The 17,431-nt window shown below is 61.2% G+C and carries 28 protein-coding genes; 1 reads left to right on the forward strand and 27 read right to left on the reverse strand.

Going from position 1 to position 17,431, the window contains the following annotated elements:
- Positions 1 to 51 precede the first annotated feature (51 nt).
- The 6 genes from NKH04_RS26825 to NKH04_RS26850 all read right to left on the reverse strand — a co-directional run bounded on the left by NKH04_RS26825 (position 52) and on the right by NKH04_RS26850 (position 5,110).
- On the reverse strand, positions 52 to 390 hold the full coding sequence (locus NKH04_RS26825; RefSeq protein ID WP_352451038.1) for a DUF190 domain-containing protein: 339 nt from the start codon (positions 388 to 390) through the stop codon (positions 52 to 54).
- Positions 387 to 758 carry a CrcB family protein gene (locus tag NKH04_RS26830; protein WP_352766955.1) on the reverse strand — a complete coding sequence of 124 codons (372 nt, stop codon included), beginning with the start codon at positions 756 to 758 and terminating at the stop codon, positions 387 to 389. Before NKH04_RS26830 ends, NKH04_RS26825 begins: the two co-directional genes overlap by 4 nt.
- A 125-nt stretch (positions 759 to 883) precedes the next feature.
- Complete coding sequence (crcB, locus tag NKH04_RS26835; protein ID WP_352822252.1) at positions 884 to 1,270, reverse strand: fluoride efflux transporter CrcB; 387 nt, start codon at positions 1,268 to 1,270, stop codon at positions 884 to 886.
- Positions 1,271 to 1,301: 31 nt separating this feature from the next.
- Positions 1,302 to 2,132, reverse strand: a complete 831-nt coding sequence (locus NKH04_RS26840; protein ID WP_352614176.1) for an aspartyl/asparaginyl beta-hydroxylase domain-containing protein — start codon at positions 2,130 to 2,132, stop codon at positions 1,302 to 1,304.
- Between the two features lie 136 nt (positions 2,133 to 2,268).
- Positions 2,269 to 3,579: a replication-associated recombination protein A gene (locus tag NKH04_RS26845; RefSeq protein ID WP_352975278.1), complete on the reverse strand. Its 1,311-nt coding sequence runs from the start codon at positions 3,577 to 3,579 to the stop codon at positions 2,269 to 2,271.
- A gap of 43 nt (positions 3,580 to 3,622) precedes the next feature.
- On the reverse strand, positions 3,623 to 5,110 hold the full coding sequence (locus NKH04_RS26850) for a DegQ family serine endoprotease (protein WP_352541987.1): 1,488 nt from the start codon (positions 5,108 to 5,110) through the stop codon (positions 3,623 to 3,625).
- Between the two features lie 132 nt (positions 5,111 to 5,242).
- Between NKH04_RS26850 and NKH04_RS26855 the strand changes: the two genes are divergently transcribed.
- A complete protein-coding gene (locus NKH04_RS26855) occupies positions 5,243 to 5,911 on the forward strand; it encodes a hypothetical protein (protein WP_352975271.1) in 669 nt (222 codons plus the stop codon).
- Positions 5,912 to 5,933: 22 nt separating this feature from the next.
- On the opposite strand, the gene rplQ is transcribed toward NKH04_RS26855, so the two are convergent.
- The 21 genes from rplQ to rplV form a co-directional block, all read right to left on the reverse strand.
- Positions 5,934 to 6,365: a 50S ribosomal protein L17 gene (gene rplQ, locus NKH04_RS26860; protein WP_023675127.1), complete on the reverse strand. Its 432-nt coding sequence runs from the start codon at positions 6,363 to 6,365 to the stop codon at positions 5,934 to 5,936.
- Between the two features lie 116 nt (positions 6,366 to 6,481).
- Positions 6,482 to 7,492, reverse strand: coding sequence for a DNA-directed RNA polymerase subunit alpha (locus NKH04_RS26865; RefSeq protein WP_023675128.1), 1,011 nt, complete (start codon positions 7,490 to 7,492; stop codon positions 6,482 to 6,484).
- Between the two features lie 104 nt (positions 7,493 to 7,596).
- Entirely contained in the window at positions 7,597 to 7,986 is a 390-nt protein-coding gene (gene rpsK / locus NKH04_RS26870; RefSeq protein WP_006205444.1) for a 30S ribosomal protein S11, read from the reverse strand.
- 139 nt (positions 7,987 to 8,125) lie between these two features.
- Positions 8,126 to 8,494, reverse strand: coding sequence for a 30S ribosomal protein S13 (rpsM, locus tag NKH04_RS26875; protein ID WP_006205445.1), 369 nt, complete (start codon positions 8,492 to 8,494; stop codon positions 8,126 to 8,128).
- A gap of 198 nt (positions 8,495 to 8,692) precedes the next feature.
- On the reverse strand, positions 8,693 to 9,304 hold the full coding sequence (locus NKH04_RS26880) for an adenylate kinase (RefSeq protein WP_352975263.1): 612 nt from the start codon (positions 9,302 to 9,304) through the stop codon (positions 8,693 to 8,695).
- Entirely contained in the window at positions 9,301 to 10,641 is a 1,341-nt protein-coding gene (gene secY, locus NKH04_RS26885) for a preprotein translocase subunit SecY (RefSeq protein WP_352471807.1), read from the reverse strand. The genes NKH04_RS26880 and secY overlap by 4 nt, the downstream gene beginning before the upstream one ends.
- A gap of 191 nt (positions 10,642 to 10,832) precedes the next feature.
- Entirely contained in the window at positions 10,833 to 11,306 is a 474-nt protein-coding gene (gene rplO / locus NKH04_RS26890; protein WP_352975256.1) for a 50S ribosomal protein L15, read from the reverse strand.
- A 22-nt stretch (positions 11,307 to 11,328) separates the two neighbouring features.
- Positions 11,329 to 11,526, reverse strand: coding sequence for a 50S ribosomal protein L30 (gene rpmD / locus NKH04_RS26895; protein WP_006205449.1), 198 nt, complete (start codon positions 11,524 to 11,526; stop codon positions 11,329 to 11,331).
- Between the two features lie 24 nt (positions 11,527 to 11,550).
- Positions 11,551 to 12,114, reverse strand: coding sequence for a 30S ribosomal protein S5 (gene rpsE / locus NKH04_RS26900; RefSeq protein ID WP_006333394.1), 564 nt, complete (start codon positions 12,112 to 12,114; stop codon positions 11,551 to 11,553).
- 134 nt (positions 12,115 to 12,248) lie between these two features.
- Entirely contained in the window at positions 12,249 to 12,608 is a 360-nt protein-coding gene (gene rplR / locus NKH04_RS26905) for a 50S ribosomal protein L18 (RefSeq protein ID WP_023675132.1), read from the reverse strand.
- 85 nt (positions 12,609 to 12,693) lie between these two features.
- The gene (gene rplF / locus NKH04_RS26910) at positions 12,694 to 13,227 is read right to left on the reverse strand and encodes a 50S ribosomal protein L6 (RefSeq protein WP_023675133.1); all 534 of its coding nucleotides are present in this window, start codon (positions 13,225 to 13,227) and stop codon (positions 12,694 to 12,696) included.
- Between the two features lie 89 nt (positions 13,228 to 13,316).
- Entirely contained in the window at positions 13,317 to 13,715 is a 399-nt protein-coding gene (gene rpsH, locus NKH04_RS26915) for a 30S ribosomal protein S8 (RefSeq protein WP_006205453.1), read from the reverse strand.
- A gap of 12 nt (positions 13,716 to 13,727) precedes the next feature.
- Entirely contained in the window at positions 13,728 to 14,033 is a 306-nt protein-coding gene (gene rpsN, locus NKH04_RS26920; RefSeq protein ID WP_352451046.1) for a 30S ribosomal protein S14, read from the reverse strand.
- A gap of 27 nt (positions 14,034 to 14,060) precedes the next feature.
- Complete coding sequence (gene rplE / locus NKH04_RS26925) at positions 14,061 to 14,639, reverse strand: 50S ribosomal protein L5 (protein ID WP_008875670.1); 579 nt, start codon at positions 14,637 to 14,639, stop codon at positions 14,061 to 14,063.
- Positions 14,632 to 14,946 carry a 50S ribosomal protein L24 gene (gene rplX, locus NKH04_RS26930; RefSeq protein WP_254817150.1) on the reverse strand — a complete coding sequence of 105 codons (315 nt, stop codon included), beginning with the start codon at positions 14,944 to 14,946 and terminating at the stop codon, positions 14,632 to 14,634. The genes rplE and rplX overlap by 8 nt, the downstream gene beginning before the upstream one ends.
- 12 nt (positions 14,947 to 14,958) lie before the next feature.
- The gene (rplN, locus tag NKH04_RS26935) at positions 14,959 to 15,327 is read right to left on the reverse strand and encodes a 50S ribosomal protein L14 (RefSeq protein ID WP_006205457.1); all 369 of its coding nucleotides are present in this window, start codon (positions 15,325 to 15,327) and stop codon (positions 14,959 to 14,961) included.
- Positions 15,328 to 15,409: 82 nt separating this feature from the next.
- On the reverse strand, positions 15,410 to 15,649 hold the full coding sequence (rpsQ, locus tag NKH04_RS26940; protein WP_023675136.1) for a 30S ribosomal protein S17: 240 nt from the start codon (positions 15,647 to 15,649) through the stop codon (positions 15,410 to 15,412).
- Positions 15,650 to 15,660: 11 nt separating this feature from the next.
- Entirely contained in the window at positions 15,661 to 15,861 is a 201-nt protein-coding gene (gene rpmC / locus NKH04_RS26945) for a 50S ribosomal protein L29 (RefSeq protein ID WP_006205459.1), read from the reverse strand.
- 13 nt (positions 15,862 to 15,874) lie between these two features.
- Positions 15,875 to 16,288, reverse strand: coding sequence for a 50S ribosomal protein L16 (gene rplP / locus NKH04_RS26950; protein ID WP_006205460.1), 414 nt, complete (start codon positions 16,286 to 16,288; stop codon positions 15,875 to 15,877).
- Between the two features lie 27 nt (positions 16,289 to 16,315).
- Complete coding sequence (gene rpsC / locus NKH04_RS26955) at positions 16,316 to 17,041, reverse strand: 30S ribosomal protein S3 (RefSeq protein WP_023675137.1); 726 nt, start codon at positions 17,039 to 17,041, stop codon at positions 16,316 to 16,318.
- The gene (gene rplV / locus NKH04_RS26960; protein WP_006205462.1) at positions 17,041 to 17,430 is read right to left on the reverse strand and encodes a 50S ribosomal protein L22; all 390 of its coding nucleotides are present in this window, start codon (positions 17,428 to 17,430) and stop codon (positions 17,041 to 17,043) included. The genes rpsC and rplV overlap by 1 nt, the downstream gene beginning before the upstream one ends.
- Between the last annotated feature and the right edge of the window lies 1 nt (position 17,431).

The following is a 17,431-nucleotide window of genomic DNA, read 5'->3' on the forward strand; positions in this document are numbered from 1 at the left end:
CCGTTTTGCAGGCATGCAACGGCATTCGCCGGTACCCGCAATCTCACTCGCTTATTCGTTGTCGGTTCCATATTGCAGAACCTGAACTTTCTCCAGCGTAATCAAACCACTTGTCATGATTGTTTCAAGCACGGGCAGGAAAGCGGCCAATTTTTCCTCGTCATCGACGATCTCGATGACGAGTGGCAGATCCTCCGATAGGCGGAGGATCTTCGTGGTGTGAAGCCGGCTGGAATGGCCGAACCCCATCGCGCCGCGCAGGACGGTCGCGCCGGCTATCTGCATTTCGCGGGCCCTCAGCACAATAACCTCATACAGCGGACGGCCATCTGCCCTGTCGTTTTCGCCGATAAAGATGCGCAGCAATTGTGCCTGTGTTGGTATCTTCATTGCCTGGACCCTCTCAGCCGGTTGAGCCGAACTGCAAAGATGTGGCCAAGCCAGACGGCGGCAAGCCAGGCCACCACGGAGATCGCGATATTGAGTCCCGCGGCCACAAACCTCCCGCCTTGCGCGAGGATGAGTGTTTCAAGGCTGAAAGCGGAGAAGGTCGTCAGGCCGCCGCAGAAGCCGGCCATGAAGAATTGACGTTGCAGCGGACCGGCGAAGACGCGACCATCCGGTCCCGTCAATGTCGCGTAGAAGCCGATGAGGAACGAGCCAACAAAATTGACGAGGAGCGTGCCGAAGGGAAATCCAGCGCCCCACAGGGCAGTGCTCGTCGATGAGGCAAGCGCCCGCAACACACCGCCGATCATGCTGCCTGCGGCCACGGTCGCATAGAGCCGAACCGTTTCGTTGGTTCTGCGACGGCCAATGAGGCGCGCCGCATGCCCTGCCGCGGCAGTGTCCGTCCCGTCGTGGCGGAGCTTCCGCGGGCCGCTCACCGCGCCCCGCTGCCAATCAGAAGACTTCCGGCGGCAAAGCCCAGCGTCACGCCGCCGAGGCTCAGAAAAACCGAAAGCAGCACATTTCCGCCGGCGCGCCGCCATTCGCCCTCGCGCGCCAGCGCCAGCGTCTGCAGGCTGAAGGAAGAAACCGTGGTATAGCAGCCGAGGCCGCCGGTAACGGTAAAGGCCCAGATGGCGGGCATGCCGTCGCGCGCCACCGCATGCGCAACGACACCGATTGCAAACGCTCCCGAGACATTGACGGCCATAGTGCCCCAGGGAAAGGTCTCGCCGACCCGGCGGGCGACGAAGCCGGACAGGAAGAAGCGGGCCATTGCACCGATCGCGCCACCAAGGCAGACAAGCAACAGATAATACATCGTGCTCCCTCGCGCCGGTCACACCACGGTGTCAGGCGGCTCCGGCCTTCTTCGGCTTGCTGGAGCCGATCATCTTCCAGTTCTTGTAGAACATGGCATTGATGCGCTCGACGCTGACCGAAACGATGGCGAGAAGAGCGGCGATCAGGCCGGGAAATGGCGATGGCCGGATGATGTCCATGAACACGCAGTAGCGGCGCCCATCATATTCGTTGACCGATCGGTGCAGCAGCGTGTCGTCGAAAATATAGAGCGGATTGTCGTGCCAGTAGTTCCTGGCGTTGTTGCACTCGACGAAAACCTCGGCCTTCACCGGGAGAAGATTGTAGAGAATGCGCAGGCTGAGCCGCAGCGGTCCGAAATGCCAGGAGGTCGATTCCCTGCCCCTGAACACCGACACGGCGATGGTCTTGATGTATTTGAAATCCTTGTTGAATTCGGCAACGTTGTCGATTTTGTGCTTGCCATACCACTGGTAGACATACATGCCGCGCCGGCCGCTGCCGAAATTGGCGTCGATATCGGCGATGATCTCGTCCTTGCGCGCTTTGAAGACGTCCAGAACCTCGTTGACCTCACGCTGATAGTCCGGAGGAAACTGGTCCAGTTTCCAGACACCGCGGTTTCTGTAGCACAGCAGATCGACCAGCAGATTGAAGGGCGAAAGCAGCCAGGTGAAGATGCCGTTGCCGAGGAAATAACCACTGAACAGGGCCCAGTTCTTGTTGTCGTTGCGCAACACGTCGATCAGGCCGAGGACAATGAAAATTGTCGTCAGGATGGGAATGAAATAGAAGCCGAGCGCCAGCAGCGGGATCGCTATGGCGAACTTCCGGAGGGTCTTGCGAGTTCTTTTTGTCATTTTTCCACGCGCCAAGCGCGATTCCGTTCTGAATATCGTCGGTACGTTTCTGGCCTGTCCGCCGGCCGAAGGCGCACCTTGATAGGGTTTTTTATCCCGCCAGACAACGGCGATCACACCAGTGTGCGACTGGCAGCTACTTTTCCCGCTCGCTGCGCAGCTTCGCCCAATAATCCAGCCGCTTCCTGATATCGCGCTCGAAGCCGCGCTCGGGCGGGTCGTAGAATGTCTGCCTTCCCATCTTCTCCGGAAAATAGTCCTGGCCGGAAAAAGCGTCGGGCTCGTCGTGGTCGTAGCGATAGCCGGCGCCGTAATCTTCCTGTTTCATCAGCTTGGTCGGAGCATTGAGAATGTGCTTGGGCGGCAGCAGCGAACCGAATTCCTTCGCCGCCTGTGTGGCGGCCTTGAACGCGGTATAGACTGCATTGGATTTCGGCGCGGTGGCGAGATAGACGGTCGCCTCGGCGAAGGCCAGTTCGCCCTCGGGCGAGCCCAGATAGTCATAGGCGTCCTTGGCGGCGTTAGCGACGACGAGCGCCTGCGGGTCGGCCAGCCCGATATCCTCCATCGCCATGCGCACCAACCGGCGCCCGAGATAAAGCGGATCTTCGCCGGCGTCGAACATGCGGGCGAGATAGTAGAGTGCCGCGTCGGGGTCGGAGCCGCGCACCGATTTGTGCAAGGCGGAGATCAAATTGTAGTGGCCGTCCTGTCCCTTGTCGTAGATCGGCGCGCGGCGCTGGACGATGCGCTGCAGAGCTTCGGCGCCGAACACCTCCTTTGATTTCGCTGCGCGCCAGACCTCTTCGGCGAGCGTCAGCGCCGCGCGGCCGTCGCCGTCGCTCATGCGGATGAGCATCGCCCGCGCGTCTTCATCGAGCGGCAGCGCCCTGCCCTCTGCCTCTTCGGCCCGCGCCAGCAGCTTGGCGATACTGTCCTCGCCGAGTGAGTGAAAGACCAGCACACGCGCGCGCGACAAAAGCGCGGCGTTAAGCTCGAAGGATGGATTCTCCGTGGTGGCGCCGACCAGCACGACGGTGCCGTCTTCCATCACGGGCAGAAAACTGTCCTGCTGGGCGCGGTTGAAGCGATGGATCTCGTCGACGAACAGCAGCGTCTGGCGGCCGTTCGAGCGGCGCAGCTTCGCTGCCTCGAACACTTTCTTCAGGTCGGCAACGCCGGAAAACACGGCCGAGATCTGTTCGAAGGCGAGGCTTGTCTCGCCGGCAAGCAGCCGTGCGACCGTTGTCTTGCCGGTGCCGGGCGGGCCCCAGAAGATCATCGAGCCGAGCGAGCCGGAGCCGATCAGCCGCGTCAGCGCGCCGTCGGGTCCGGTCAGATGCTCCTGGCCGACGACCTCGCCGAGGTTCTTCGGGCGCAGACGGTCCGCCAGCGGCCTGCCGGGCGGCGTCTTTTCCGGTTCGTCGACTGTGAACAGATCGGCCATGCAACTTCTTCTGCCTGGAGTCCGATCATGCTGACGGTCGGGCTCAGTAACGCAACACCTGGCGCAGTATCTGCCCGCCGCGCTCGACGGTAAAGCGCCACCAGCGCGTATCCTGCTGGGCTACCTGTTCCAGGGTCGCCGCCTTGTCGATCGTCAGGCCATTGACCTCACGCACGATGTCGCCTGGCTGGAAGCCAAAATCGGCAGCAGGCGAATCGCGGTTGATGTCGACCACGGTGACGCCTTTGACATCGGTGCGCAGACCGAGCCGTTGGGCAAGCCGTGGCGACAGTTCAGCAACCTTGGCACCGGAGAACGGGCTGCGGCCGCGCAATGTGAGTTCCGCAGCTTTGGCGCCCTCAGGCGGCCGTTCCAGCGCGATGTCCATCGTCGCCTGCTGACCCTTGCTCAGAACGCCGAAGCTGGCATTCGTACCAATCGACAGCGTCGCCATCCGGTAGTCCAGCGCCCCGACGCTCTCGACCGGCTTGCCGTTGAGCGACAGCACTACGTCGCCCGGCTTGAGCCCTGCCTTGGCGGCGGGTCCCGCCTCTTCGACCGAAGAAACCAGCGCACCGGTCGGTTTGTCCATGCCGAGCGATTCGGCAATCTGCGGCGTCACCGCCTCGAACTCGGCACCGGCATACGGCCGCTCGAAGAAGTCGAGCCCGGCCTTGGCCGCGTCGGCGAAGGCGCGAACCATGTTCGAAGGGATGGCAAAGCCGATGCCGATCGAGCCGCCGCTACGGCTATAGATCGCCGTGTTGATGCCGATCAGCTGCCCTCCCATGTTGACCAGCGCGCCACCGGAATTGCCGGGGTTGATGGCGGCGTCGGTCTGGATGAAGAAGCTGGAATCGGAGACGCCGATATGGCTGCGCGCCACGGCCGAAATGATGCCGCTGGTGGTGGTCTGGCCGACACCGAACGGATTGCCGATCGCCAGCACCAGATCACCGACCTCGAGCGCGTCGGAATCGCCGATAGCGATCACCGGGAACGGCTTGTCAGAAGAAATCTTGAGCACGGCGAGGTCGAGCGTCTCATCCTTGAGCAGCACCTTGCTGTCGAATTCGCGCCCGTCGGCGGTCGCTACCTTGACCTGGTCAGCGTTCTTGACGACGTGGAAATTGGTGACCACGACGCCAGTGGGATCGACCAGCACCCCCGAACCGAGCGAAGACTGCGCGCGCGGCTGCGAGCGGCCGAAGAACTCCTCGAAGAACGGATCGCCGTCGAAGGGCGACGTCACCTTGGCGGTTTGCGAGGCGTAGACATTGACCACGGCCGGCGCTGTCTGCTTGACCAGCGGCGCGAAGGACAGTTGCACCTCCTCGCGGCCGAACGGCACGCGCTTGTCGGGGCCGGAAGTGGCGTTTTCGCCTTCGACGCCATGCAATAGATCCGTCAGCACGTCGGACAAACCGGGGTCTGGCTTGTTCTCCTCCGCCAGCGCGTGCCTGGCCGCCGGCACGATGGCCAGCGCCATCAAGGCGCAGATCAGAACAAGGGACAGCCGTTTAACGCGCATTCCGAATCCTCCAAGTCGGGCGCCATTGTCCTGACGATTGTGCAAAATGAAAGGCTAAGCCGCTGAAATCCGATTATTTTGGGCGGCAAAGCGGTTATAGGTCGAGGTGAAACCGGAAAGCCGTGTCGGCAAATGAAAAAACAGCTCGTTTCACTCCGTGATTTTTTGATGACCGGCACTTTGGGGCCTGTTATCCCCGGCATGAAAATGATCGAAATTGCCGAAGCGTTCGGCGCGCCGGATGATTGGATCACCAAGTATGCCGAGACGATTCCCGTCTATTGGATATATGGTCAGCTCGAAGCTTCCTTTGATAACGAGCCGCCTCACGATCTGAATTGGTTTCAGATCGAACATGTGCATGCCATCCGCGGCAAGACCGAGCGCATAACCGACCAATTTGCTCTTTCAATGGATGGGTTCGACAGCAGAACAAAGCCATCGGAATTCCTGAACGCGGGCCTGTGGACACCAGAAGAAGCTATGGTCTTCTACATCGCATCGAGGAACGACATCGACCTGAACATCTGCGCGGGTCCGATCCAGATTTATTTCCGCGTTGATACCGACTTCATCGAAGATCGGGACGCCGAAAAATATCTGAACGGCGTGACTGTGTCCCAATTGATAAGCGATATCGATCACCGAACGGAGATCGACAGTGTTTATTCCTATTCGCATCCCGCAATCGAGCAAATAGCAAAGGCGATTGATTGGAAGTCAATAAGCGGAAGAAACTACCTCACCTTTGCTCGGCAAGAGGTAGCCGCCCCAATGAAAAAGGGGCCGCAGGCCCCTTAAACTCACTCAGAAAAGCCAAGCCTTATGCGGCTGCGGCTTCCTCTTCGGTGCCTTCGGCCTCGATGCGGGCGCGATCGCCGGCGCCCTTGGCAGAGGTGTCGCGGTCGACGAATTCGATGACGGCCATTGCGGCATTGTCACCGTGGCGGAAGCCGGCCTTCATGATGCGCAGATAGCCGCCGTTGCGGGTGGCGTAGCGCGGCGCGATGGTATCGAACAGGCGCTTGACGACGCCTTCATTGCCGATCTGGGCAATAACCTGGCGGCGGGCGTGCAGGTCGCCGCGCTTGCCGAGCGTCACCAGCTTTTCGACGATCGGACGCAAATCCTTCGCCTTCGGCAGCGTGGTGAGGATCTGCTCGTGCTCGATAAGCGACACGGCAAGGTTGGCAAACATCGACTTGCGATGGCTTATGCTGCGGGCGAACCGGCGGCCTTTAAATCCGTGGCGCATGGCTCTTCTCCTTCATTGCGGTTTCAAGAGGCCTGAGCCTCAGTTGGTTAGCCGCATGATCTTGTCCGAAAAGTCTGCAACTTTTTGCTGCGCTGACCTTCGGTTCGGGATCATGCTTAATATTGATCTTCGTAACGCTTGGCGAGGTCTTCGATGTTTTCCGGCGGCCAGTCCGGCACTTCCATGCCGAGATGAAGGCCCATCGCCGCCAGGACTTCCTTGATCTCGTTCAGCGATTTGCGGCCGAAGTTCGGGGTGCGCAGCATCTCGGCTTCGGTCTTCTGGATCAGATCGCCGATATAGACGATGTTATCGTTCTTCAGGCAGTTGGCCGAACGCACCGAAAGCTCGAGTTCGTCGACCTTCTTGAGCAGCGCCGGGTTGAAGGCAAGCTCGGTAACCTGTTCGGCAGCGACTTCCTTCTGCGGCTCGTCGAAATTGACGAACAGGCCGAGCTGGTCCTGCAGGATGCGAGCGGCGAAGGCCACCGCGTCCTCGCCCGAAATCGAACCGTCGGTCTCGATGGTCATGGTCAGCTTGTCATAGTCGAGAACCTGGCCCTCGCGGGTGTTCTCGACCTTGTACGAGACCTTCTTGACCGGCGAATACAGGCTGTCGACGGGGATCAGCCCGATCGGCGCGTCCTCGGCGCGGTTACGGTCGGCCGGCACATAGCCCTTGCCGGTATCGACGGTGAATTCCATGCGGATTTCAGCGCCTTCGTCCAACGTGCAGATGACGTGGTCGGGATTGAGGATCTCGACGTCGCCGACCGTCTGGATGTCGCCGGCGAGAACCGCGCCCGGTCCCTGCTTGCGGACGACCATGCGCTTGGGGCCGTCGCCTTCCATGCGGATGGCGATTTCCTTGATGTTCAAAACGATGTCGGTCACGTCCTCGCGGACGCCGGCGATGGACGAGAATTCATGCAGAACGCCGTCGATCTGCACGGCGGTTACAGCCGCGCCACGCAGCGAAGACAGAAGCACGCGGCGCAGCGCGTTGCCTAGGGTGAGGCCGAAGCCGCGCTCGAGCGGCTCGGCGACCAGCGTGGTCAGCGTCTTCTTCTTCGACGAGAACTCGATCTTGTTCGGCTTGATCAGTTCTTGCCAATTTTTCTGGATCATAGTGCTTTCCTTCCGTTGTCCCGCCACCATCCAATCGTGGCGGGCGACCTGGAATGCCGTGGAGGAGCGCCCTTGAGGCGCTCGCGCGGCGTTCGGTAAATTCTTTAGACGCGGCGCTTCTTGCGCGGACGGCAGCCGTTGTGCGGGATCGGCGTCACATCACGGATCGAGGTGATGGTGAACCCTGCTGCCTGCAGTGCGCGCAACGCCGATTCACGACCGGAGCCGGGTCCACAGACCTCGACCTCGAGCATGCGCATGCCGTGTTCCTGAGCCTTCTTGGCAACATCTTCGGCAGCCATCTGGGCAGCGAAAGGGGTCGACTTGCGCGATCCCTTGAAGCCTTGTGCTCCGGCCGACGACCAGGCAATCGAATTGCCCTGTGCGTCGGTGATGGTGATCATCGTGTTGTTGAAGGTCGAATTGACGTGGGCAACGCCCGACGAGATATTCTTGCGTTCGCGACGGCGAACACGAGCGGCTTCCTTGGCCATGATAGTCCTTTCAGTTGATCTCTACACCGCCGTAATGCCAGCGGCTCCACCAGGGAGAAGGCAGTAGGGGAATATGGCAGTAGGGCAGTATGTCTGCCGTCCCTATTGCCTTACTGCCCTACCCCCTTACTGCCCTAAATTACTTCTTCTTTCCGGCAATCGACTTGGCCGGGCCCTTACGGGTGCGCGCATTGGTGTGCGTGCGCTGGCCACGAACCGGCAGCGAGCGACGGTGACGCAGGCCGCGGTAGCAGCCGAGGTCCATGAGCCGCTTGATGTTCATCGACACTTCGCGGCGCAGGTCGCCCTCGACCTGGTAGTCGCGGTCGATGGTCTCGCGGATCTGCAGCACTTCCGCGTCGGTCAGTTGGTTGACGCGGCGCTCGGCCGGGATGCCGACCTTGTCGACGATCTCCTGGGCGAACTTCTTGCCAATGCCATGAATGTATTGAAGCGCAATGACAACGCGCTTGTTGGTCGGAATGTTGACGCCGGCTATACGAGCCATGTTCTTCTCTTCTCCATATAGGCCGGGCGAGCCGGCGCTTCAAGTTGCCCCGCGTCCGGTGGAGGCCGGCCCTTGCGGGAGTTTCCAGTTCAAAGCGGCCTGCCTTGCCCTTGCGGACAAGCAAGCCTCATGCCTGATAGGAAGACGGGCCGCCATACCCCAGCGGACCGCTCCAGTCAAGCGCAATCGTTCGATTCTCTAGCCGGCCGCCTGGCCAACCCGCCGGGTCGTCGCCCTGAGCACCGCCTCGATCTGCTGCGTCACCGCATCGATGTCGGCCATGCCATCGACGCCCCTGAGTTTACCCTTGGCGTAGTAGTAGCCGATCAGCGGCGAGGTTTTCTTGTAATATTCCCTCAAGCGTTCTTCGAACACCGCTGGACTGTCGTCCTTGCGCACCGGCAGGCCTGCGGCCTTGGCTTCTTCGGCTCGCTTGACGATTCGGCCAACCAGCGCCTTGTCGTCGACGACAAATTCGATGACCGCGTCTAGCTCCAGTCCGCGATCCGACAGCATTTCCTCAACGGCGTCCGCTTGCACCAGAGTTCGGGGATACCCGTCAAGGATGAAGCCGTTTGCGCAATCAACTTGATCGATGCGCTCGGCCACAATGGCGTTGACGATAGCGTCGGACACCAGTTCGCCAGCGTCCATCACCGCTTTGGCGCGCTTGCCGACTTCCGTGCCGGCCTGAACAGCAGCACGCAGCATGTCCCCCGTGGAAAGCTGTGGGATGCCGTGTCGTTCTACCAGTCTCAGTGCTTGTGTCCCCTTGCCCGCCCCCGGCGGTCCAAGCAATATCAACCTCATCTGGCCTTTTTCCCCCCGCGCAGCTTCGACTTCTTGATCAGGCCCTCATACTGGTGCGCGATCAGGTGACCCTGAATCTGCGCCACCGTATCGAGCGTTACACTGACCACGATCAGGAGCGAAGTGCCACCAAGGTAGAACGGTACGCCAGTCGCTGAAATCAGGAACTCGGGCAGCAGACACACCAGCACCAGATAGATGGCGCCGACGACGGTGATGCGGGTGAGCACATAGTCGATATAGTCCGCGGTGCGCTCGCCCGGGCGATAGCCCGGGATGAAGCCCGAATGCTTCTTCAATTGGTCGGCGGTGTCCTTCGGGTTGAAGACGATCGCCGTGTAGAAGAAGGCGAAGAACACGATCATCGCCGCGTAGAAGGCCATGTAGAGCGGCTGGCCATGACCGAGCGACGCCAGGATGGTGCTGGCCCAAGCGGGCATGTTCGTCGTCTGCGAGAAACCGGCGACGGTCGCCGGCAGCAGCAATAGCGACGAAGCGAAGATCGGCGGAATGACGCCGGATGTGTTGAGCTTCAGCGGCAGATGCGAGGTATCGCCCTGGAACATGCGATTGCCGACCTGGCGCTTGGGGTACTGAATCAGCAGGCGGCGCTGGGCGCGCTCGAAAAAGACGATCAGGCCGATAACGATAATGGCGAGCACGATGATCGCCAGGATCAGGCCGGTCGACAGCGCTCCGGTGCGGCCTAGCTCCAAGGTACCGGAGATGGCGCGCGGCAGGCCGGCGACAATGCCGGAGAAGATGATCAGCGAAATGCCGTTGCCGATGCCGCGGGCGGTGATCTGCTCGCCGAGCCACATCAGGAACATGGTGCCGCCGACCAGCGTGACGACGGTCGAGATGCGGAAAAAGATGCCGGGATCGTTGACGATGCCGTTTCCGCCCTCGAGCCCGACCGAAATGCCGTAGGCCTGGACCAGCGCCAGAAGCACGGTCCCGTAGCGCGTATACTGGTTGATAATCTTGCGGCCCTGCTCGCCTTCCTTCTTCAGCGCTTCCAGCGACGGAATGACCGAGGTCATAAGCTGCATGATGATGGAGGCGGAGATATAGGGCATGATGCCGAGGGCAAAGATCGCCATGCGCTGCACGGCACCGCCTGCAAACATATTGAACATGCCAAGCACGCCCTTGCTCTGCGACGAGAAGGCGTGGGCAAAGGCGTCCGGATTGATGCCGGGCAGCGGGATATAGGTGCCAAGACGGTAGACGAGCAGCGCGCCGATGGTGAACCAGATGCGCTTCTTCAGATCCTCGGCTTTGGCGAAGGCCGAAAAATTCAGATTCGAGGCTAGTTGTTCAGCAGCCGAAGCCATGCCTGATTCTCCGCTTGGTCACGCTCGATGCCCGCAGCTCAGGCGGCGCGTGTCACCGAAACTCACGAGATAAGCTCCGGACTGCAAACATGCAAGCGGCCGCGTTGATGCGGCCGTCACATCTATCGGATCAAAGCACGACCGCAGGCAAAACCGAATTCCACCTTTGCCGGCCGTGCTTCAAATTGCCGTTACTCGGCGGCTGCCTTCTCAGGCAGCTTCACCGAGCCGCCGGCCTTTTCGATCTTCTCGATCGCGGCCTTGGAGGCTCCGGCCACGTCGAAGGCAAGCTTGGCCTTGATGTCGCCGTCTGAAAGGATGCGCACGCCGTCCTTGACGCGACGGATGACGCCAGCCGCAACCAGCGCCTCGGCCGTTACAACTGTCTTGGGGTCGAGCTTCTTGGCATCGAGCGCCGCCTGGATGCGGGCCAGCGACACGACGGTGAAGCTCTTGGCGAAGATATTGTTGAAGCCGCGCTTCGGCAGGCGGCGGTAGAGCGGCATCTGGCCACCCTCGAAGCCGTTGACGGCGACGCCGGAGCGCGCCTTCTGGCCCTTGACGCCGCGACCGGCGGTCTTGCCCGAACCGGAGCCGATGCCACGGCCGAGACGCTTCTTGGAGTGCGTCGCGCCGTCCTTGTCACGCAGATCATTGAGTTTCATCTGGGTTCTCCTGCGCTCTGGTTCAGCCCTCGTCCACGACGCGGACGAGATGCTGGACGGCAGCGATCATGCCGCGCACCGAGGGCGTATCCTCCAGCGTGCGCTGCTTGTGCATCTTGTTGAGGCCGAGGCCGACCAGCGTTGCGCGCTGCTCCTTCGGCCGGCGGATCGGCGAACCGATCTGCTCGACGGTGATGGTCTTGGTTGCTTTCTTGGCCATGGTCAAATCCCTGGTCAGCGTCGACTATTCTTCAGCCGCAACGGCGGTGCCGCGGCGGGCCTGAAGGGTCGAATACTTGATGCCGCGCGCTGCAGCCACATCCTTCGGATGCATCTGGCTCTTCAGCGCGTCGAACGTGGCACGAACCATGTTGTAGGGGTTCGAAGAACCCATCGACTTGGCGACCACGTCATGCATGCCGAGCGTTTCGAAAACGGCGCGCATCGGGCCGCCGGCGATGATGCCGGTACCTTGCTTGGCGGCGCGCAGCAGAACGCGTCCCGCGCCCCAGCGTCCCTCGACGTCGTGGTGCAGCGTGCGGCCTGAGCGCAGCGGCACGAAGATCATGTCGCGCTTGGCCGATTCGGTCGCCTTGCGGATCGCCTCCGGCACTTCGCGCGCCTTGCCGTGGCCGAAGCCGACGCGGCCCTTCTGGTCGCCGACGACAACAAGTGCCGCAAAGCCGAAGCGCCGGCCGCCCTTGACGACTTTGGCGACACGGTTGATGTGGACGAGCTTGTCGACCATGCCGTCGTCGCGCTCTTCGCGATCACGGCCGCGGCCGCCATCCCTACGTTCCTGTGCCATATCCTGTTCCTTGTTTTTTTCCGGAAGCACGGTTGATGATGATATCCGGCGCCTCTGTGGGTCGCCGGGGGCGAAAACTCTTTTTCCTTCGCATGATCTTATCCGAAACGTCTGCAACTTTTCGGAATCATGCTCTAGAAGCTCAGACCACCTTCACGGGCAGCCTCGGCCAGCGCCTTGACACGGCCGTGGTAGATGTAGGCGCCGCGGTCGAAGACGACTTCCTTGACGCCGGCCTTCGAGGCACGCTCGGCGATCAGCTTGCCGATGGCAGCGGCCGCCGCCGTGTCGGCGCCGGTCTTGAGCGAACCCTTGAGCTCCTTCTCGAGCGTCGAAGCAGCCGCGATCGTGTGGCCCTTGGCGTCATCGATCACCTGGACGTAGATGTTCTTCGATGTGCGATGGACCGACAAGCGCGGACGATCGCCGGCAACCTTCTTGATCTGGCGGCGGACGCGCTGGGCGCGGCGTTGGGTGGATTCTTTCGAGCCCATGATATCAGTTCCTTGCCTTCAAAAAACGGGGGCGACCATATGCGGTAGGACAAGCCTCCCGCGACCGCTCCCCGCGGCGTTAAAATTACTTCTTCTTGCCTTCCTTGCGGACGATCTTCTCGCCAGCATAGCGGACACCCTTGCCCTTGTAGGGCTCGGGGCTGCGATACTCGCGGATCTCGGCGGCGACCTGGCCGACCTGCTGCTTGTCGATGCCGGTCACCGTGATTTCCGTCGGCTTCGGCACCGAAATCGTCACGCCCTGCGGCGTCTCGTAGACGACGTCATGGCTGAAGCCGAGCGCCAGCTGCAGGTTCTTGCCCTGCATGGCGGCACGATAGCCGACGCCGGTGATCTCGAGCTTCTTTTCGAAGCCGTCCTTGACGCCCTGCAGGATGTTGACGATCTGCGTGCGCGACATGCCCCACTTGGAACGGGCAGTCTTGGTCTGGTCGCGCGGCTGGACAGCGATCTCGCTGCCTTCCATCTTGACCAGCACTTCGTCGTTCACCACGAACTTCAGCTCGCCCTTCGGACCCTTCGCCGTCACGGTCTGGCCGTTGACTGTCGCGGTCACGCCCTGCGGCAGCGAAACGGGTTTCTTTCCAATACGAGACATTTTGTTGTCCTCGTCACTTCTCTTGTTTCAGGTCTCGGCTTTCGGGACTAGATCCCGAAAACCTGTTTCCAACCGGGTCACATACCAGATCAGAAGATCTGGCAGAGGATTTCCCCGCCGACATTCTGTTCACGCGCTTCGTGGTCGGCCATCACGCCCTTCGGCGTCGAAAGGATGGCGATGCCGAGGCCGTTGGCGACGTGCGGTATCGACTTGGCCGAAACGTAGACGCGGCGGCCGGGCTTCGAGACCCGAGCGATTTCGCGCACCACCGGCGCACCATCGAAATACTTCAGCTCGATCTCGATTTCGGACTTGCCGTTGTCGAAGTCGGTCTGGCTGTAGTCGCGGATATAGCCTTCCGCCTTCAGCACGTCGAGGACGCGGGTACGCAGGCGCGAGGCCGGCGTCGAAACGCTCGACTTCTTGCGGCCATATGCGTTGCGGATGCGGGTCAGCATATCGCCGAGAGGATCGCTCAATGACATGTTATGTCCTCCTTACCAGCTCGACTTGACCAGGCCCGGGATCTGGCCGTTATTGCCGAGATCACGAAGCGCGATACGCGATACTTTGAGCTTGCGATAATAGGCACGCGGACGTCCGGTGACTTCGCAGCGGTTGCGGATGCGGGTCTTGGCCGAGTTGCGCGGCAGCGCCGAAAGCTTCAGCTGGGCGCGGAAGCGCTCTTCCATCGGCTTGGACTGATCCATGATGATCGCCTTGAGCACCTCGCGCTTGGCAGCGAACTGGTCCGCAAGCTTGCGGCGCCTGTTGTTCTTCTCGACTGAGCTGGTCTTTGCCATTTCAGATTTTTCCTTTTCTCGCTGCCGTTACTGGCGGAAGGGGAAGTTGAAGGCCTTGAGCAATGCCCTGGCTTCGTCGTCCGTCTTCGCAGTCGTACAAACGATGACGTCCATGCCCCAGATCTGATCAACCTTGTCGTAGTTGATCTCCGGAAACACGATGTGTTCCTTGATGCCCATGGCATAGTTGCCACGGCCATCGAAGCTCTTCGGATTAAGTCCGCGGAAGTCGCGGACGCGCGGCAGTGCGATGTTCACGAGGCGGTCGAGGAACTCGTACATGCGTTCCTTGCGCAGCGTGACCTTGGCGCCGATCGGCATCTTCTCGCGGACCTTGAAGCCGGCGATCGAGTTGCGGGCGCGGGTGACGACGGCCTTCTGGCCGGCGATCATCGCAAGGTCTTCCGCCGCGATCGAAGGCTTCTTCGAATCGCCGGTCGCCTCGCCGACGCCCATGTTCAGCACGATCTTGTCAATGCGCGGAACCTGCATCTCGTTCTCGTAGCCGAACTGCTCCTGCAGCGCCTTGCGGATGGTCTCGTTGTAGACCTGCTTGAGGCGCGGCGTGTTCTGGGCAGTTGCCTGCTTGGTTTGAGCCTTAGCCATTGATGACTTCTCCCGAGCGCTTGGCGACGCGCACCTTCTTGCCGTCCTTCTGGAAGATGAAGCCGACGCGGGTCGGCTTGCCATCCTTGGGGTCGGCCAGCGCGATGTTCGACAGCTGGATCGGCGCTTCCTTGGTGATGATCCCGCCCTCTTGGGACTGGGACTGCTTCTGGTGACGACGGATCAGGTTGACGCCGCGCACCAGCGCGGTGTCGTCCTTCGGCTGTACCGAGAGGACTTCGCCCGAACGGCCCTTGTCCTTGCCGGCCAGCACGACGACCTTGTCGCCTTTTCTAATCTTCTGCATTGGTCCGGCTCCTTACAGCACTTCAGGCGCGAGCGAGATGATCTTCATGTGGTTCTTGGCGCGGAGTTCGCGCGGAACCGGTCCGAAGATACGCGTGCCGATCGGCTCTTTCTTGTTGTCGACGAGAACGGCTGCGTTCTTGTCGAAACGGATCACGCTGCCGTCCGGGCGGCGGATGTCCTTGGCCGTGCGAACCACGACCGCCTTCATCACATCGCCCTTCTTGACGCGGCCGCGCGGGATGGCTTCCTTGATCGACACCACGATGATGTCGCCCACGGAAGCGTATTTCCGCTTCGAGCCGCCCAGCACCTTGATGCACATGACACGACGGGCGCCGGAATTATCCGCGACGTCGAGGTTTGTTTGCATCTGAATCATGACTGGCCGCCTTCTTCTTTTCTAACGGGACGGGTTTCTCACCCCTCCCCGGTCTGTCCAAAATTCGTTTCGTTGGCCCTGATCAGGCCTGGTCCGAAGACACCACGACCCAGCGCTTGTCCTTGGAAATCGGCTTCGATTCCTGGATGAACACCTGATCGCCGACCTTGTGGGCGTTGTTCTCGTCGTGCGCCTTGTACTTCTTGGTCATGCGCACGGTCTTCTTCATCACGGGATGCGTGAAGCGCCGTTCGACCTTGACGACAACCGTCTTCTCGTTCTTGTCGCTGACGACGGTGCCCTGCAGAATGCGCTTTGGCATGGTTTTCGTCCTTAAGCCTTCTTGGCCGCGGACTTTTCCGCAGCGATGGTCTTGATACGCGCAATGTCCTTGCGGACCTGCCTCACGCGCGCGGTCTTCTCAAGCTGGCCGGTGGCCTTCTGGAAGCGCAGGTTGAACTGCTCCTTCTTCAGGCTGGCCAGGTCGTCGGTCAGCTGGTCCTGGGTCTTGGTCCGGATGTCTTCGGCTTTCATGATCAGCCCGTCCTTATTCTGCGATGCGCTGTACGAAGCGCGTCCTGACCGAGAGCTTGGCCGCGCCGAGACGCAGCGCCTCACGGGCGGTTTCCTCGTTGACGCCGTCGATCTCGAACATGATGCGGCCCGGCTTGACGCGTGCCGCCCAGTAGTCGACCGCGCCCTTGCCCTTACCCATACGGACTTCGGTCGGCTTCGACGTCACCGGCACGTCCGGGAAGATACGGATCCACACGCGGCCGGCACGCTTCATCTCGCGGGTGATCGCGCGGCGGGCCGCCTCGATCTCACGCGCGGTGACGCGGTTCGGCTCAAGCGCCTTCAGCCCGAAACCGCCGAAATCCAGGTTGGTGCCGCCCTTGGCGGTACCGTGGATGCGGCCCTTGAACTGCTTGCGGAACTTTGTGCGCTTTGGCTGCAGCATCGTTCTAACTCCAAATTCCTAAATGTCTTACGCGTTTTCGCGACGGCGACCGCGTTCGCGCTCACCACCACCGCCATGCGCATGATCGCCCTCGGTGGCGCGGCGCTCCGAAGCCATCGGGTCGTGCTCGAGGATTTCGCCCTTGAACACCCAGACCTTGACGCCGCAGATGCCGTAGGCCGTATTCGCCTCGGCCGTGCCGTAGTCGACGTCGGCACGCAGCGTATGCAGCGGCACGCGGCCTTCACGATACCATTCCATGCGCGCGATCTCGGCGCCGCCGAGACGGCCGGCGCAGTTGATGCGGATGCCTTCGGCACCGAGGCGCATCGCCGACTGCACGGCACGCTTCATGGCGCGGCGGAACGCGATGCGGCGCTCGAGCTGCTGGGCGATCGACTGGGCGACCAAGGTCGCGTCGATCTCCGGCTTGCGCACTTCGACGATGTTCAGATGCGTCTCGGACTTGGTCATCTCCATCAGCTTCTTGCGAAGCTTCTCGATGTCGGCGCCCTTCTTGCCGATGATCAGGCCCGGACGCGCCGCATGGATGGTGACGCGGCACTTCTTGTGCGGACGCTCGATCACGACTTTCGAGATCGCAGCCTGCTTGAGTTCCTTCTCAAGATATTTGCGGATCTTGATGTCCTCGTGCAGCAGCTTGCCGTACTCGCCGGTGTTCGCGAACCAGCGCGAATCCCAGGTGCGGTTGATGCCGAGACGCAGACCGATCGGATTGACTTTCTGGCCCATTATGCGGCCTCCCCTTTTTCTTCGACTTCACGAACGACGATCGTGAGGTGCGAGAACGGCTTCTCGATACGGCTGGCGCGCCCACGGCCACGGGCATGGAACCGCTTCATGACGATCGACTTGCCGACATAGGCTTCCGCCACGATCAGCGCATCGACGTCGAGGTCGTGGTTGTTTTCCGCGTTGGCGATCGCCGATTCCAGCGTCTTCTTGACCGTGCCGGAAATCCGCTTGGCCGAGAATTCGAGGTCGGAAAGCGCTGTCGCGACCTTCTTGCCGCGGATCAGCGCGGCAACCAGGTTCAGCTTCTGCGGGCTGATACGGATCGTGCGCAACACGGCGCGCGCTTCGTTGTCAGCAAGCCTGCGCGGAGCTTTGGCCTTGCCCATG

This window comes from Mesorhizobium sp. M1365 (assembly GCF_040317865.1).
Classification (GTDB): Bacteria; Pseudomonadota; Alphaproteobacteria; order Rhizobiales; family Rhizobiaceae; genus Mesorhizobium.